This window comes from Radiobacillus sp. PE A8.2 (genome assembly GCF_045635475.1).
Classification (GTDB): domain Bacteria; phylum Bacillota; class Bacilli; order Bacillales; family Amphibacillaceae; genus JBJGXI01.
Genome location: NZ_JBJGXI010000008.1, coordinates 68,168 through 84,592 on the forward strand (window position 1 = coordinate 68,168; position 16,425 = coordinate 84,592).

Genomic DNA, 16,425 nt, shown 5'->3' on the forward strand with positions numbered 1-16,425 from the left:
GTTCGAACCTCCTCCATATTATGTATTAATTGCCTCTGCCTTTTCTATGTCAGAAATAGCTGGATTTTTTCTAAAGTAGTATAACAGTACAAATACAACCGATATCGCTAAAATAATGTATACGCCGATAAACAAAATGAACAAAATCCCAATATTATCTGCAGTTGTAGCTGCATCGTCGGTTTTTAAAATATGATAAATTACCCATGGTTGACGACCGGTACAAGCAAAAATCCAACCACATTCAATGGCAGCAATCGATAATGGCCCTGATGCAATTAAAGTCCAGAGGAAGAATTTTGGGAATCGTTTCTTCTTTAGAAGCTTCCATGCAATACCAGCAAGTGCAATTAAGATCAGTAGAGAGCCAATCGCAACCATGGCATTAAACAAGGTGTGCGTAAATAAAGGTGGCCACAATTCTTCTGGAAAATCATTTAATCCGACAACTTCTGTATCGAAGCTGTTTCCTGCCAGAAAGCTTAACGCCCAAGGAATTTCTATTCCCCATTTGACTACTTGTGATTCGCGATCCGTAAACCCACCAATAGCTAATGGGGCGTGTGTTTGTGTTTCAAATAAGCCTTCTGCTGCAGCTAGTTTTTCGGGTTGGTATTCATGTAAATATTGTGCAGACTCATGACCGTTAATGGCAGTTAAGAATGAAAAGATGCCACCTGCTACTAAACTAATCATCAGAGCTTTCTGATGAAATAAGTAGATCCTAGATCCATGTTCACTTTTTAACATTTTAAAAGCAGAAACAGATGCAACGATAAAGGCACCGACAACGTAAGCAGATAAGGCAACATGTGCTGACGTTACTAAGAAGCTCGGATTAAAGAAAGCGGCCCATGGATCAATGTCTACGATTTCTCCATTTTCAAAGCGAAACCCGTCAGGTGTACCTTGGAAAGCATGTACATTGGTAATTAACATGGCAGATGCTAATGCCCCAAGCGCAACCAGAAAAAGACTAAGTATACGGAGCCAAGGAGAGAGTCTTTCAGCTGCATATACATAGATGGACATAAACAGAGCCTCTAAGAAAAATGCATAGATTTCAATTTGAAAGGGAAGTGGCATAACACGTCCGACCACCTGCATAAAACCTGGCCAAAGTAAGGAAATTTGCACCCCTGCAATTGTTCCGGTTGGAATACCAACACCAAGTAAGATTGCAAATGTCTTTGTCCACCGTTTCGCCATCACAAGGTAATCAATATCCTTTGTCTTTTGATAAAGTAATTCGGCAATAATCATCATCAATGGTAATCCGACTCCGATGGTAGCGAAGATGATATGAAAACCCATCGTGGTTCCGAATAGAGAGCGTGCAATAAGTATGTCGTCCATCTTTAATTCCGTCCCTTCAACAATTTCACGTATTTGCTATTTTCTACAAGATAGTGGTTAATTATGTAATGAAATAAGCAAGTACAGGAAAAAGTTTGAAGAAAGGAACGGCCCTTTTAAAATGGCTGTTTTCTGGGAGATTGTCGTTTTGCGCAATATACTAAGACTCCAATTAGTACTAAACAGTTGCTATGGCAAAATATGCCCTTCACGCGGGGAGTGTTGGAGTGGAACATTTTTTTAAACTATGAGGCTGTTTTTTATTTAGATTGGATTATACCAGTGGAAGCAGGTGCTACAGGATAGTGTTGCTTTATCGGTCACCACAGCACTTATCTGTGACAAAAGAGCCATTATTAGAATTGCGCGGCCACCTGTGCGCTTATTTGTGTGAATTTGTTGTTTCAGAAGCTGTTATTGGTAAATAAGTGCTGTGGTGGCCGTCAAATCATTGAAACTAGAACTTCAACAGAAATAAGCGCACTGGTGGCCGCGCATCCGGTTAGCACGTTAGCGGAAAGACGGCTGCCAGGAGCGGAAATCACGAGCACTACGACAAATTTATTTCAATGATGGAATAAGCATTAAATTTTATGAATAGAGCCTTTAAAAGTCAAAAAAACAAGCCTTGATTGGAATCAAAGCTTGTTTAAAGTTTACAGCTTACTTGAAGATGTCTTGATGTTGTACCGAATTTTCTTCTTCACTTAGAAACTTAATGAAGTTATTAATTGCGAGAAGCGGGTGTTCATTAATTAATGCTATATATTCCTGTTTTCGGTATTCAGAAAGATACGTACTGTTCCCAACCCTTTTAGTCATATAATTATTTGAAATTTGTTTGATTTGTTTGTTTTGATATTTACTTTCCTTAGACAGAGCTAATCCGATAGCACCGAAAAAACCATAAACAATTGCCATAATTATCGTATCCTGATTCCAGGTTGAAAATAACAACAAGGTGAACAAATTAAACAAAGAAATAAATAGTAATGGGAATGCCATAAACATATATCTAGATCGCTTTTTTGCGACGGGAGCTACTAGTTCTTGAATTTTACTCATTTCCTTTTGAAAATTTTTCGGCATCTTGTTTAGAATAAAATGATTATCCATTTTATCACCTTCCACTTGAGTTCATTATATCTCTTAATTTGGGTAAGCCTTGTACAATGCACGTAAAAGGACCTACATATTTGATGTAGGTCCTGAAAAATTAAACTCATAGACCTACCACAAGGTAAGGTCTTGCTAACAACATTCGTTGCCAACAAAGCCGAGAGTAAACACTCCGTATTGACGACTTTGCTGTTAAAGCTACTCCCTTTAAAGGATATTACTTTATATAACAATATACGTATTTGATAAAATTATGTCAACTAATTCAGTCGATTGGGTAATATTCTTAAACTGCTGTTGTGGATAGCAATAAATTTTAGTTGAAGGCTCACGTCGTAAACTTTGTTGTTTTTATTACATTGTTTAAGTGAAATCCGACGTAGTGCTCGTGATTTCCGCTGGGAATGCTGGAAGCCTGACAGGATTTTAGAACGAGAATCTTAAAAACTTTTAGCGGCCACAGGAGACCTTGTTTCACGTAAAATACCAGTTTTGATGATTTGGTGGCCACCACAGACCTTATTTACTAAAAATAGCATACTACAGAAAGGATTTTATTCAAATAAGCGCGCTGATGGCCACACAATTCTATTATTGCCTATATTGTTCACAGATAACTGCAGTGGTGGCCGTTAGCAACTCACCACCGTCCCGTGGCAAAGCATATTTTTTACAGCGGCTGTCCAACACGCTACGTCGCATTCTAGCTGTTTTCCGCAAAACAACAATCTTTTAGAAAAAAGCATAGTTGAAAATGATTAAATTAAGATTGTGTTATGGATATAGGAGAAATACACTGATTATAGTATAATAAATTATATTCTAAATTTAGAACAATGATAGAGAAGTCATCCTTATAAAGGAAGGTAATTTATGTCGCAGGATAATATCACTAGAATATTTCTAGGTGAAAAGGAAGTAATACTGATCGGTACTGCACACGTATCTAAACAAAGTGCGGACCTTGTAAAAGAAGTTATTGAAGCAGAAAAACCTGATTCTGTCTGTATAGAATTGGACGAGCAAAGATACAAGTCAATAATGGAAGGTAATAACTGGAAAGATATGGATATCTTCCAAGTTATTAAAGAAAAAAAGGCTACATTGCTTTTAATGAATCTTGCTATATCTTCCTTTCAAAAACGAATGGCAAAACAATTGGGTATTCAAGCAGGGCAAGAAATGATACAAGGAATTGAATCAGCAAAAGAAGTGGATGCCAAATTAGTCTTGGCAGATAGAAATATTCAGATCACCTTTGCAAGAATATGGAATAATGTAGGCTTTAAGGGAAAATTACAGTTGCTTATGCAGATCACACTTAGCATATTCAGTAAGGAAAGTGTTTCTGAAGAAGAGTTAGAAAAACTAAAATCACAAGATATGATTGATGCAATGCTTCAGGAATTTACAAATAGTTTTCCAAAATTAAAAACACCATTAATCGATGAACGAGATCAATATTTAGCACAAAAAATTAAAAAAGCACCCGGAAATAAAGTGGTTGCAGTTCTAGGTGCCGCTCACGTGCCAGGGATAACAAAAGAGATCCACAATGATCACGATTTAAAACGGTTAAGAACGATACCGCCGAAATCAAAGATACCAAAAATGATTGGTTGGGCAATTCCAATTCTCATAATATCGATTATCATTTACACTTTTATTGCGAAACCTGATGAGGGTATTGACCAAATGATTAAATGGGTATTATGGAATGGCTCATTTTCCGCGATAGGAACAGCGATCGCCTTTGGACATCCACTTGCAATTCTTACAGCGTTTGTCGCAGCACCGATTACTAGTTTAAATCCTTTAATAGCAGCCGGATGGTTCGCTGGCCTTGTTCAAGCGCTAGTGCGTAAACCAAATGTAGCGGATTTTGAGAATCTAGGTGAAGACGTATATAGTGTAAAAGGCTTCTGGAATAATAAAGTATCTCGTATTTTATTAATTGTTGTATTAGCGAACCTCGGAAGCAGCATAGGGACAATTATTGGAGGAACAGATGTAATTAAAACATTTATTGGTGTCCTATAAGTGGAGAAAAACACTCACGGCAATTTGTGAGTGTTTTTTTATCAAAATATACTACTAGCATGGAGGGTTATGATGACTGAGAATGGTGCGATTGAAAAAATGGAAAGACCAAATACGAGAAGCAGTTTACGGGAATCTTTTAATCAGTTAGGTGTGGAAGAAGGCATGGTTGTAATTGTACATGCTTCATTAAGTGCTTTTGGCTGGGTATGTGGCGGACCGGTTGCTATCATTCAAGCATTGATGGATGTTGTAGGAGAAAGCGGCACGATCGTTATGCCAACACAAACGGCTGACAACTCCGATCCCTCACAGTGGGAAAACCCTCCTGTACCAAGGGAGTGGTGGGATACTATCCGAGATGAAATGCCGGCCTATGATCCACAAGTTACACCGACAAGAGGAATGGGCAAGATCATTGAAGCATTCCGCACTTTTCCTGGTGTAGTGAGAAGTACGCATCCAATATATTCCTTTGCTGCGTGGGGTAAGCATAGTAACTATATTGTGTCTGAACAACCTTTAGAAGAAGGGTTTGGAGAAAAAACTCCGCTAGCAAAAATTTACCAGTTAAACGGTCGCATTTTATTATTAGGCGTCAACCATGATAGTAACACGTCATTACACTATGCGGAGCATGCAATCCTGGATAGAGAAAAGGTGGAAAAAGGCACGGCAATGTTTGAACACGGTAGGAGGGTATGGAAAAAGTACGAGGAGATTATCTATGATTCGGACTGTTTTAATACGCTGGGAAGAGAATTTGAACAAACGAACCCTTTTAAAGCTTCGATGATTGGCTTAGCAACATGTAAGTTGATTGACCAACGATTAGTTGTAGATTATGCGAGAGAATGGCTAAAACGTAAATAGATATCTATTTAGAAGGGTTGAAGTAAACGGTACTTCAACCCTGTTGTTAGAGAAGATAAGTATAAAAACTCGAAGTGCCTAGCTCCGAGCGCCAGAAACTAGTCGACTTCACGAATTGCCTTACGATAGGTCATCATCGATTCAAGTTTTAAGGCCGACTAAAAGCGGACTTGTCGTCCAACGTCGACATACCCCTATGTAGGGGCATGATTCGTTTATCTCAGTCGATCCGTCCCAGTCGCTACGTTTTTAAGCAGATGATTTTCGCTTTTCTTAATTAATAAAAAGCCTATCTGTTTTTCTATGCGACGATTAGGTCACTTATTTGCATGAAATCAAACAGAATAGCAGTTAATTCACAAAATAAGGACTATGGTTGCCGATTAGTCAACATCGGTTCAAGTTTTGTCGAAGGTCGACTAAAAGCGGACTTGCCTTCCAACTTCGACATACCCATATGAGGGGCATGTTTTCTTTATCTCCTCAAAAATATAAAGCAATTTTCTTCGTGCGATGTTGATGCTTCCGAAGCCTTTCTGGTCCTGCGGTTCAGTCCAAATGTCCTCGATGGGACAAGTGATCGCACTAAGGAAAGCTACAATGAATATAACCCGTTATTGTTTCGAGTCCCAGTCTGTACGTTGGTAAACGGCGCCCCGCGCTTTTCTTAAGTTATATAGTATGCGGTGTTTCAATTGCAGGTGGATTTGTTTCTGTCGGTTCTGGAACAAATTTGAGAATAATCCCGCCTATGATAAATAGAACTACAAGGCTTAAAACACCACTACCTGTATTTCCAGTAACTTGTGCAGTTACCCCCACTAACAATGGTCCTAAGATCGATGCAAATTTATTAAAAATACCATAAAAGCCAAAGAATTCATTCGCGTTTTTCTTAGGTACTAACTTTGCATAATAGGAGCGGCTAAGTGCTTGGATGCCACCTTGAGATGTTGCAACAAGCATCGCCAAAATCCAAAAATCAGCAACTGTTTCTAAGAAATAAGCATATATACAGACGATCATATAAACGGCTATGCCGGCATAAAGCATAATCTTAGCGGTAAACCGTTCTGCTAACTTACCGTATATAATCGTAAATGGAGCAGCAACTAGCTGGGTAACGAATAAGACAATAAGCAGGTCGGTAGAGGCAATTCCTAAATCGGTACCGTAAGCAGTCGACATCGAAATAACCGTACCAACACCGTCAATATAAAAGAAGTAGGCTAATAGAAATATTGCCAAACCTCGGTATTTTTTGATTTCTTTCAATGTTTTTGCCAATCTTTTAAAGCTGTTAATGATGGGGTTACGCTCTCTATCAACATAATGAATCTGTTTCACATTTTTTATCAGTGGAATCGCAAAGCCACCCCACCATAGTACAGTTATGATAAATGCAATCCGACTAGCAAGATCAGAAGAAATAGGTATCACTTCAAATTGAGCTAACACAATAATTGCGATACTAATAATAAATGGTATGGTACTACCAATGTAACCTAAACCAAACCCGCGTGCAGATACACGATTCATTCTTTCTTCTTCAGTGACATCTACAAGGAAAGCATCATAAAAAATACTCGCACCAGTAGAACCAATAACTGCGCACGTATAACAAATTAATAATAATAGCCAGCTATCTCCAGGTATAAAGGCTAACATAGCCGTAGCGGATAAGCCGAGAGCAAGGAAAACGAGAAAAAAACGTTTCTTATAGCCTTGATAATCAGCAATAGTACCTAATATAGGTCCTAGCATCGCTAATATAAATGTTGCGATTGCGATTGTATATCCTAGATATGCCGTGGCATCTGCGTTTTCCACGCCAGCATTACTGGCTGCTGCTTTATAAAATATTGGGAAAACAGCTGTTGTGATAATAATTGAATAGGCGGAGTTTGCCCAATCATAGAAAACCCAGCTATTCTCTTGTTTTGTGAAACGCTTCATCAAAGAAACCTCCCTTATAATCTATCTACTTGATTGTACAAGAAAATAGTTCATAGGAGAGGATGTTTACAAAATTTTAAATTACATTTACATTTATTTAAGATTTCTTTGATCGATTATCGTTTGATCTACACTTCTAATATGTAAGTCCCGCTGAGGAAATGGGATTTCAATTTTATGCTCTGCTAAGATTTTATTGATTCGGAAGTTAAGATTACTCTTCGTCACAATCACTTGGTTAGGATTAGAAATCCACACAAACAGTTCAAAATCTAATGAAGAGCTTCCAAAGCCAACAAAATTAACAAAAGGTTCTGGATCGGATATTATAATTGAACTTTCAATTCTTTCTTCACCAGCCACTTGCAATAATAGTGTTCTAACTTTGTCTACATCCGTTCCATATGCTACACCAACAGGAATCACAAGTCGTAGTGTTGGGTCACTGTATGATCTGTTTACTACTTTTTCTTCTAAAAAGTAAGAATTGGGAACAATAATATGTTCATTATCGAGTGTTTTTATAACAGTAGCGCGCATATTGATTTTCTCTACGTCACCAATTACATCGTCAATAATGACACGGTCACCTACTTTAATTGGCCGTTCAAATAACAAAATAATACCTGAAATAAAATTCGAGGCAATATTTTGCATCCCAAAACCAATTCCGACCCCAACAACTCCAGCAAATACCGTTAATGCACTAAGGTCAATTCCAACAGTAGTTAAACTAACAATTACCGCGATGACCATAATACTATAATGGAAAATACGATTAAATGTGAACTGAATACCTTTATCTAACTGGTAACGCTGGTACACTTTAGGAAGTAGGAATTTGGTAAAAGTTTTTGATGCCCTGCTCGCCATAGAAATAATTAGTATCGCTATGATGAGAACAAATATCGAAATATTTTCAGTGCCAAGCGATGTGAGTTTCTTAAACATCCACTCCGACTTAGAAAAATAAAACAAAATAAATAGTAAGATACTATAAGTTGTAATCCAATTTAGGACATGCCGTATCGCATTATCATATTGTAATGCAAAAGGCCGATTATTTTGTTTAAGCTTACCTATATAGAAAAGCAGGAGCCAACGGAATAGAAAAATGGCAAATATAACAAGAAAAAATATTGAAAGGTTTAACCAATCAACATGATTGTTAACTATTGTCCAGAGTTTTTCAGGACTATACGAAAAAATTGTCATTAACATATGATCACCTTTTTCTATAATAGCATGGATTAGTATCGGACTGAACAAATTAGGTATAGCTTCATGAACTGTTGTACTCTGTTTATCTATATGACATTTTATTACTTCTTAGTATTTAGCAGCTAAACATGAATGTAAAAAGTGCATTTTCTAAAAAGACTAGGAAAAGCTATAGTTCAAAGGTTTGTTAATTATAATTGTAGGGAAATACAATCCTCAATTACACGATATTTTACAAATTTTATTTGTAAAGGAGGCAAAACGTTGAAAATTTTAGCCATTACATCATGTCCTAATGGTATTGCACACACGTATATGGCAGCAGAAAATTTACAAAAAGCTGCTGACAAATTAGGTGTCGAGATGAAAGTGGAAACACAAGGATCTATTGGTGTTGAAAATGAATTTAGTGAGCAAGATATTGCCGAAGCTGATGGAATCATCATTGCAGCAGATAAAACGGTGAACAAAGATCGCTTCATTGGAAAAAAACTCGTCGCAGTCGGTGTGCAGGAAGGTATCAGAAACCCTGAAGATTTAATCAATAAGGTAATGTCAGATCAAGCTTCTATTCACAAAACAAATGGTCAAGCAGGAGTTACAGAATCAGCAAACAAGGACAAACAAAACCCGATCTATCGTCATTTAATGAATGGTGTATCTTATATGATTCCTTTCATTGTAGTCGGTGGTTTGTTAATTGCAATTGCATTAACTATTGGTGGCAAACCTGGAGCAGGTGGAATTGCAGTACCAGAAGACTCCTTTTGGAAGACGATTGAAAACATTGGAGCTGCATCCTTCTCGTTTATGGTGCCAATATTAGCTGGTTTTATCGCCTATAGTATCGCCGACAGGCCAGGTCTTGCACCAGGTATGATTGGTGGTTACATAGCTGTTAATGGTAGCTTTTATGATAGTGCTGCAGGAGCAGGTTTCTTAGGCGGGATTATCGCAGGATTTCTAGCTGGTTATGTAGCACTTTGGATCAAGAAAATAAAAGTTCCAAAAATGATGCAACCGATTATGCCAATCATCATTATTCCGGTATTTGCTTCATTAATCGTCGGGTTATTATTTGTAACGTTAATCGGTGCGCCGGTAGCTCAAATATTTGAATCGTTAACGAACTGGTTAGCAGGCATGCAAGGTACGAGTTCATTTTTATTGGCGATAATTTTAGGTGCGATGATTGCCTTTGATATGGGTGGTCCAGTTAACAAAGGTTGCTTTCCTATTTGGTGCAGCGATGATCGGTGAAGGAAATTATGAAATTATGGGACCAATTGCTGTTGCTATTGGTGTTCCGCCAATCGGACTTGGACTAGCAACGCTGATGTTTAGAAGAAAGTTTGAAGGAGCACAAAGAGAAGCGGGTAAAGCATCGATAACGATGGGCTTCTTTGGTATTACAGAAGGTGCGATACCATTTGCCGCACAGGATCCATTACGTGTCATCCCGAGCATCATGGTTGGCTCTATGACTGGTTCTGTAATTGCAATGCTGAGTGGTGTAGGTGACAGAGTAGCGCATGGGGGACCGATTGTAGGGTTTCTCGGTGCTGTTGATAATGTAATCATGTTCTTTGTGGCAATTATAGTGGGTGCGTTAGTTACGGCACTAATGATTAACTTGCTGAAGAAGGATGTTGATCCAGACATTGAATCGGTTGAAATGGATGAAAAGCAAGACGAACCTACAAAGGAAGAAGTTAATAAGGAAGAAAGTACACCTGAAGTAGAGGTGAATAAATTAACAGACATCACAAGTCTCGATTTAATTGATACAGACCTAAGTGGTGCAACTCGAGATGAAATAATCGATGAAATGGTTAATAAATTGGATCGAAATGGTGTACTAAGTTCAAAGGAACAGTTTAAACAAGCAATTCTGAATCGTGAACAAGAAAGTACAACAGGTATCGGTATGAATATTGCGATTCCTCACGGCAAATCAAATGCAGTAACGAAACCGAGAGTTGTGTTTGGCATTAAGAAAAACGGTGTAGATTGGTCTAGTCTTGATGGAACAGATGCCAAATTAATCTTTATGATTGCTGTACCTGAAGAAAGTAAAGGAAATGCACATTTAAAAATTTTACAAATGCTCTCACGGAAACTAATGGATGATGAATATAGAAACAAATTACTATCTGTGAATACAAAAGAAGAAGCCTATCAGTTACTTGAACAAATTGAATAGATGGATTTAACAAAGCCTATTTCTAATCGAAAGGGGCTTTGTTTTTTATTCATTCGACTAAAGATATTGTTGCTAAAGTAAATTATCAAATTGCTCATTTCACAATCCATTGAGGATGTTCGTCAGATTACCTTACACGAGTGTGGAAAAATAACGTTTATTCCATTAAGCTAAAGATTAACTATTTTTATAATAATTAGAATTATTAAAATACATTTTATGAGTATGAAAACACTTTTAAGGAGGATAAAGAGATGGAAGATATGCATAAAATTCTTGATCATATTTGTTCTTCTCCTGCAGGTGGAGTGTTGGCGACAATTATTCGTGTGGAAGGTTCGGCATATAAAAAAGAGGGTGCAATGATGGTCTGGAACCCAGACGGTACTGCTAAAGGATTACTTAGTGCCGGGTGCTTAGAGGAGGATTTGGCTGTTCGAATAGAGAATGGCGCTGGTAAGAAAACAGAAACTATTTGTTACGATATGCGAAGTATAGATGAACTGTCATGGGGAGAAGGTTCTGGGTGTAATGGTGTAATAGAAGTACTGCTTGAACCTGTTGATCAACTGTTACATCAGCATTTACGGCTAGTAAAGGAATTCCTTGATGAGGGAAAAGCCGTAACGATGGTTAAACAACTTGCAACAGATGGTACCCGTCCAAATTATTCATTTATAACGGAAACCAAAGAAATATTTTCTTGCATGGAGGGTACGGAACCGACAAATGTACAAAGCTTACGATCCCTAGGTAATGGAAAAGGTTACAGTAAAGAGTTGTTGACGGATGTTTATGTTCATCATATTGAGCCAAAACAACGGTTGTTTGTGTTTGGCGCAGGCAAGGATTCGATTCCCTTAGTAGAATTCGCTGCTAAATCTGGATTTGATGTAACAGTTTTAGATTGGCGTCCAGCTTTATGTCAAACAGTAAATTTTCCTCATGCATCTAAGTTGATTGTCGGTTTTCCAGAGCAACTACTTGAAAATGTCCATCTAACTGATAAAGATTATGTGGTTATATTAACGCATAATTTTATGAAAGATAAACAACTTTTGGATCAATTACTCGAACATGATCTGCGTTATCTGGGCGTCTTAGGATCGAAAAGAAGGACAGCTCGACTACTCGGTTGCAAGCAAGAGGAAATTCCAGGAGCGATTACGACACCTGTAGGTTTGTCAATTGATGCACAAGGTCCAGAAGAAATTGCAATTAGCATTGTCGCTCAACTTATTCAGGTATCCAAGCAAACCGTGATAAAACAGGCGGAGGTGTCATGACGAAAAGGCCGATCATCGGTATTTTCCTTGCGGCAGGTAAAAGTAGCAGGATGGGACAAAACAAATTGATGCTAGCTTGGAATGATTCAACGATTGGAAGTAAGTCACTAGAGAAGGCTGTACAATCACGAATAGATACAGTTGTCGTAGTGACGAAGCCTGAGAATTCATTAGGATGGCTTAACCCGTCATTTTTTTCAGCACAAGAAAAAAAGAAATGGTTACCGGTAAGTTGCGAGAATGCTGACCAAGGGCAGGCACATTCCTTGAGGTGTGGGTTAAAGAAGGCTATCGAGTTACAGGCACGCGCGGTAGTAGTGATTCTCGCTGATCAACCGTTGATTCAAAGTGAAATGTTAAATAGATTAATTACACACTATGAGATACATGACAGAATAGATTATATCGCCTCAAGCTTAAATGGGAACATGCGGCCACCAATCTTATTTTCTGAATCGATGTTTTCGCAATTAATGAAGCTAGAAGGAGATATCGGTGCTCGAAAATTATTATTACAATACCCTAAAAAACAGGGAACTACAATTGACTATCACGATTGGAGAGGTTTTTATGATATCGATACAAAGGAAGATTACGCATGGATCATGACACAAAACAATTAAATCAACCTATAAATACTGCCTCAAATCTGTGGATTCCTAAAACATTGCAAGAAGCATGGCAAATAAAACAACAGTATGGTGAGGAAGCTGGCTATATATCCGGTGGAACATTGTTGCAATTAAATCGAGAACAAGGTACCCCTTTACCAAACTATCTAATTAGCTTGGAGTCTATCGATCACCTGAAAGGAATCCAGCCAAGTTTCATAAATGGTAGGGAAAGTATTTCAATTGGTTCTTTAACGACGCTGGGAACATGTCTTACCAACCCGCTACTAGCCCAAGAAGCTAGTTTGCTAATTGAGGCGATCAGTGTCATTGCTGCACCAGCAGTTCGTAACAGAGGTACAATCGGTGGTAATCTTGTTTACGGCATTGGCGATTCTATACCGGCATTACTAGCATTAGATGCAGAGGTGTCTTGGTATGATGGACAGCGTATTGAAGTTGGGAACCTAAACGACCTGATTACGACCGATGCATTTGATTTTTCTTCCTCTATTCTTACTTCGATTCATTTACCATCCCAACCAATTACCTCGAAAGTGATACGTTTTTATAAAAAGGTAGGAAGACGGGAGGCTTTTATTCCTTCTCTTGTTACAATCTCTGGTTTTGGCTGGTGGAATGCCAATGACACGATAGAAGAGCTTCGACTAGTTGTTGGAGGCGGGACACAAAAGCCACAACGTTTGATTGGCTGTGAGCAGCTACTAATAGGAAGTCATTTGACTGAAAATCATTTGGAAGAAATAGCAGAAAAAATAGTAGAGGAATATCACCCAGAAGCGGATCCTTTTGCATCGGCAAGTTATAGAATACAGGTCGCTATTAATATAGTTGTATCCGAATTAGAGAGGTTAGTAACATCCTAAGTGGAAGGAGAGGTAGAAGTGGATTCTAAGCTAAATAACTATAAAAAACGTGCTCGAGTTAGGCCAGATGGAGAAGTAAAGGTAACGGGCAAGCTCAAATACTTAACGGACTTATCTTTTCCGCAAATGCTATGTGGAAAAATACTGCGTAGTTCTTATCCGCATGCGAAAATTATTAGTATTAATACGGAAGAGGCTTTGAAACTTTCTGGTGTTAAAGCTGTAGTGACATATAGAGATGTTCCGGGAATTAACGGTTTTGGATTAATTATGCCGGATCAACCGGTATTTTGTGAAGATAAAGTTCGCTATGTTGGTGATGCAATAGCAGCGGTGGCTGCAGATTCGCTGGAAGTTGCTGAACAGGCTTTGCAGCTTATAAGAGTGGAATATGAAGCACTGCCAATCGTCGATGATCCCGTTAAGGCACTAGAACTGGAAGCACCTTTACTGTATCCAGATGGAAATGTCCTTCACCGTGCTGGTTACGAAATTGGAGATGTTAATGATGGCTTTTCTACATGTGCAGCGGTAGTAGAGGAAACGTATCATGTTCCGCGACAGATGCACGCATATATGGAGACAGAGGGTGGCGTTATCGTTCCCGAAGCTAATGGCGGCATCACTGTTTACGTAGGGACACAACACGGATATAAGGATCGCTTTCAGCTAGCGCGCATTCTTGCTATTCCAGAAGAAAGTATTCGAATCGTTTCCAGTCCAATTGGGGGCTCTTTTGGGGGGAAAGACGAATTAAATATTCAACCATATGGCGCTTTACTCGCACTTGCAACCGGGGTACCGGTTAAAATTCATAACACAAGAAAGGAATCCGTCATTGCAGGAATTAAGCGCCATCCGATGCAAATTAAGATGAAAACGGGTGTAAATGCACAAGGGAAATTAGTCGCACACAAAGTAGAGATTGTTGCGGATACAGGTGCATATTCAACACTGGGACCAGCGATTTTGGATTTTGCAGTCGAACATGCAACAGGACCATATATGATTCCGCATGTCACGATTGATGGTGTATCGGTGTTTACCAATAATGGTGTTAGTGGTGAATTTAGAGGATTTGGTGGCAATCAAATTACATTTGCCCTTGAAAGCCAAATCGATCGACTAGCGGAAAAGCTTGCTATCGATCCAGTGGAGTTGCGTCGGCGTAACATACGTCATGCTACTGACCTTGGTCCGATGGGCCACAGAATAGCAGAAACGGATGGTGCATCTTATGTTTTAGAAGCAATTGCACGCTCTGCAAACGAGAATATTACCGATGGAAATCCAGATAAATGGAAAAAACGAGGATCGGGGATAGCGATTACGATGCACGGTGGGGGACTTGGCTACGGACGTTTGGATCCTGCAGGTGGTCGGCTATCATTTACGAAAGATGGAAAAATAGAAATTGCTTTTGGCTTTGAGGAAATAGGTCAAGGTATTCTTGCGGTAATCCAAGCGATCGTTACAGAAGAATTTGGATGTGGCGCAAAGGATCTTTCGATAGTAATTGGTGATACTGCTCTCGTTCCGCACACAGGATCAACAACCGCATCGCGTGGCACAAGTATGGTCTGGCTTGCGGTACAGAAGATGAAGCATAATTTTCAACAGCAAATGCTTGGTTTGGCAGCCCAAGCTACAGGGAAACCAGCCGAGAACTTAGTAATGGGTGAAGGTGGCATTTGGCAGCAAGCAAGTCCGGAGCTAGTGATAACTTATCAAGCGCTGGCAGAAGAAGGAATGCAAGAGCCAATTGTCGTTTCAACTTCTTTTGATTTTCCGACAACACCAGATACCGTAGATGGAGGACACTTTTTATATGCTTTTGCAGGCATACTCGCTCAAGTAGAAGTTGATTTGCTAACAGGAAAAGTGAAAGTAATCGGATTAGATCAAGTTGTTTCAGCTGGTCCTGTTGTAAACGAATTAGGCTATAAAGGTCAAATTGAAGGTGGTGGCGTTATGGCATTAGGTTTTACCTTGATGGAAGATGCGATCATGAAGGATGGAAGATATCTAACCGAAAATTTAGATTCCTATTTAATTCCGAATATTACCGATGTGCCTATTAATCTTGATGTGCAAGCAATTGAACAGCTAGCAGAAGGCGATGTTTACGGCCCGAGAGGTGTTGGGGAAATTGGATCGGTCGGTGTTGCGCCAGCAATCGTAAAGGCGATTCACGATGCGACCGGACATTGGGTAAATCAGTTGCCAGTAACATCAGAAGAAATACTACAAGCTGTAAGCCGAAGAGGTGAAAAACAATGGAGCAAAGTAAACCAATAACTTTAGATGAAAAATCGAGTAAACAAATCAAAGTATCCATGACGATCAATGGAGAGTATGTAGAACTTACGGTTGCTCCGACGATGCGCCTTGTTGATCTTTTAAGACAAGAATTAGATTTAACCGGCACAAAGATAGCCTGTGGGATTGGACGTTGTGGAGCTTGTTCCGTACACCTGAATGACCAACTAGTGAATGCGTGTCTTGTGTTAGCTTATCAAGCAGATGGGGCTTCGATCACTACCATAGAGGGATTGACTAAACAGGAACAAAAGCTGCATATCATACAACGGGCTTTTCTTGAAGAAGGTGGGTTTCAATGTGGATACTGTACGCCTGGAATGGTAATGGCGACGAAATCGCTACTTGATCAAAATTCTTCACCTTCAGACTCCGAAATTCAAGATGCGCTTTCAGGTAATCTATGTCGCTGTACGGGTTATGGTGGAATTATTCGAGCGGTGAAAAGAGCGGCTGTAGAATTAAACACATAAAGTAAAATGGATAAATATTTGAACGGATACTTTATCCGTTCTTTGTTGTTTTAATAAATTATTGTAACCTATAATAAGTAG

At 38.9% G+C, this 16,425-nt stretch carries 11 protein-coding genes and 1 pseudogene; 8 read left to right on the forward strand and 4 right to left on the reverse strand.

Going from position 1 to position 16,425, the window contains the following annotated elements; genetic code table 11:
• Window positions 1-18: 18 nt before the first annotated feature.
• A complete protein-coding gene (locus ACI6MV_RS06485) occupies window positions 19-1,356 on the reverse strand; it encodes a cytochrome ubiquinol oxidase subunit I (RefSeq protein WP_407269438.1) in 1,338 nt (445 codons plus the stop codon).
• 663 nt (window positions 1,357-2,019) lie between these two features.
• Window positions 2,020-2,445, reverse strand: coding sequence for a DUF5392 family protein (locus tag ACI6MV_RS06490; protein WP_407269439.1), 426 nt, complete (start codon window positions 2,443-2,445; stop codon window positions 2,020-2,022).
• 903 nt (window positions 2,446-3,348) lie between these two features.
• On the opposite strand from ACI6MV_RS06490, the gene ACI6MV_RS06495 reads away from it, so the two are divergent.
• Window positions 3,349-4,515, forward strand: coding sequence for a TraB/GumN family protein (locus tag ACI6MV_RS06495; RefSeq protein WP_407269440.1), 1,167 nt, complete (start codon window positions 3,349-3,351; stop codon window positions 4,513-4,515).
• A 72-nt stretch (window positions 4,516-4,587) separates the two neighbouring features.
• A complete protein-coding gene (locus tag ACI6MV_RS06500; protein ID WP_407269441.1) occupies window positions 4,588-5,388 on the forward strand; it encodes an AAC(3) family N-acetyltransferase in 801 nt (266 codons plus the stop codon).
• 672 nt (window positions 5,389-6,060) lie between these two features.
• Here ACI6MV_RS06500 and ACI6MV_RS06505 read toward each other — a convergent pair.
• Both ACI6MV_RS06505 and ACI6MV_RS06510 read right to left on the reverse strand, forming a co-directional pair.
• The gene (locus tag ACI6MV_RS06505) at window positions 6,061-7,344 is read right to left on the reverse strand and encodes an MFS transporter (RefSeq protein WP_407269442.1); all 1,284 of its coding nucleotides are present in this window, start codon (window positions 7,342-7,344) and stop codon (window positions 6,061-6,063) included.
• 93 nt (window positions 7,345-7,437) lie between these two features.
• Complete coding sequence (locus ACI6MV_RS06510; protein ID WP_407269443.1) at window positions 7,438-8,559, reverse strand: mechanosensitive ion channel family protein; 1,122 nt, start codon at window positions 8,557-8,559, stop codon at window positions 7,438-7,440.
• A 270-nt stretch (window positions 8,560-8,829) separates the two neighbouring features.
• Here ACI6MV_RS06510 and ACI6MV_RS06515 point away from each other — a divergent pair.
• The 6 genes and pseudogenes from ACI6MV_RS06515 (at window position 8,830) to ACI6MV_RS06540 (ending at window position 16,344) form a co-directional block, all read left to right on the forward strand.
• Window positions 8,830-10,768 (forward strand): annotated as a pseudogene (locus tag ACI6MV_RS06515) (fructose-specific PTS transporter subunit EIIC).
• Between the two features lie 254 nt (window positions 10,769-11,022).
• The gene (locus tag ACI6MV_RS06520; protein WP_407269444.1) at window positions 11,023-12,054 is read left to right on the forward strand and encodes an XdhC family protein; all 1,032 of its coding nucleotides are present in this window, start codon (window positions 11,023-11,025) and stop codon (window positions 12,052-12,054) included.
• The gene (locus ACI6MV_RS06525; protein WP_407269445.1) at window positions 12,051-12,677 is read left to right on the forward strand and encodes an NTP transferase domain-containing protein; all 627 of its coding nucleotides are present in this window, start codon (window positions 12,051-12,053) and stop codon (window positions 12,675-12,677) included. Before ACI6MV_RS06520 ends, ACI6MV_RS06525 begins: the two co-directional genes overlap by 4 nt.
• Window positions 12,653-13,552, forward strand: a complete 900-nt coding sequence (locus ACI6MV_RS06530; RefSeq protein ID WP_407269446.1) for an FAD binding domain-containing protein — start codon at window positions 12,653-12,655, stop codon at window positions 13,550-13,552. Before ACI6MV_RS06525 ends, ACI6MV_RS06530 begins: the two co-directional genes overlap by 25 nt.
• Window positions 13,553-13,570: 18 nt before the next feature.
• Window positions 13,571-15,850: a xanthine dehydrogenase subunit D gene (pucD, locus tag ACI6MV_RS06535; RefSeq protein ID WP_407269447.1), complete on the forward strand. Its 2,280-nt coding sequence runs from the start codon at window positions 13,571-13,573 to the stop codon at window positions 15,848-15,850.
• Window positions 15,829-16,344 carry a (2Fe-2S)-binding protein gene (locus tag ACI6MV_RS06540; RefSeq protein ID WP_407269448.1) on the forward strand — a complete coding sequence of 172 codons (516 nt, stop codon included), beginning with the start codon at window positions 15,829-15,831 and terminating at the stop codon, window positions 16,342-16,344. Before pucD ends, ACI6MV_RS06540 begins: the two co-directional genes overlap by 22 nt.
• The last annotated feature ends 81 nt before the right edge of the window (window positions 16,345-16,425 follow it).

Bases quoted from the DNA above. Each gene is read 5' to 3' on its own strand.
- ACI6MV_RS06485 (WP_407269438.1), bottom strand. From the start codon at position 1,356: ATGGACGACATACTTATTGCACGCTCTCTATTCGGAACCACGATGGGT.
- ACI6MV_RS06490 (WP_407269439.1), bottom strand. From the start codon at position 2,445: ATGCCGAAAAATTTTCAAAAGGAAATGAGTAAAATTCAAGAACTAGTA.
- ACI6MV_RS06495 (WP_407269440.1), top strand. From the start codon at position 3,349: ATGTCGCAGGATAATATCACTAGAATATTTCTAGGTGAAAAGGAAGTA.
- ACI6MV_RS06500 (WP_407269441.1), top strand. From the start codon at position 4,588: ATGACTGAGAATGGTGCGATTGAAAAAATGGAAAGACCAAATACGAGA.
- ACI6MV_RS06505 (WP_407269442.1), bottom strand. From the start codon at position 7,344: ATGAAGCGTTTCACAAAACAAGAGAATAGCTGGGTTTTCTATGATTGG.
- ACI6MV_RS06510 (WP_407269443.1), bottom strand. From the start codon at position 8,559: ATGACAATTTTTTCGTATAGTCCTGAAAAACTCTGGACAATAGTTAAC.
- ACI6MV_RS06520 (WP_407269444.1), top strand. From the start codon at position 11,023: ATGGAAGATATGCATAAAATTCTTGATCATATTTGTTCTTCTCCTGCA.
- ACI6MV_RS06525 (WP_407269445.1), top strand. From the start codon at position 12,051: ATGACGAAAAGGCCGATCATCGGTATTTTCCTTGCGGCAGGTAAAAGT.
- ACI6MV_RS06530 (WP_407269446.1), top strand. From the start codon at position 12,653: ATGGATCATGACACAAAACAATTAAATCAACCTATAAATACTGCCTCA.
- ACI6MV_RS06540 (WP_407269448.1), top strand. From the start codon at position 15,829: ATGGAGCAAAGTAAACCAATAACTTTAGATGAAAAATCGAGTAAACAA.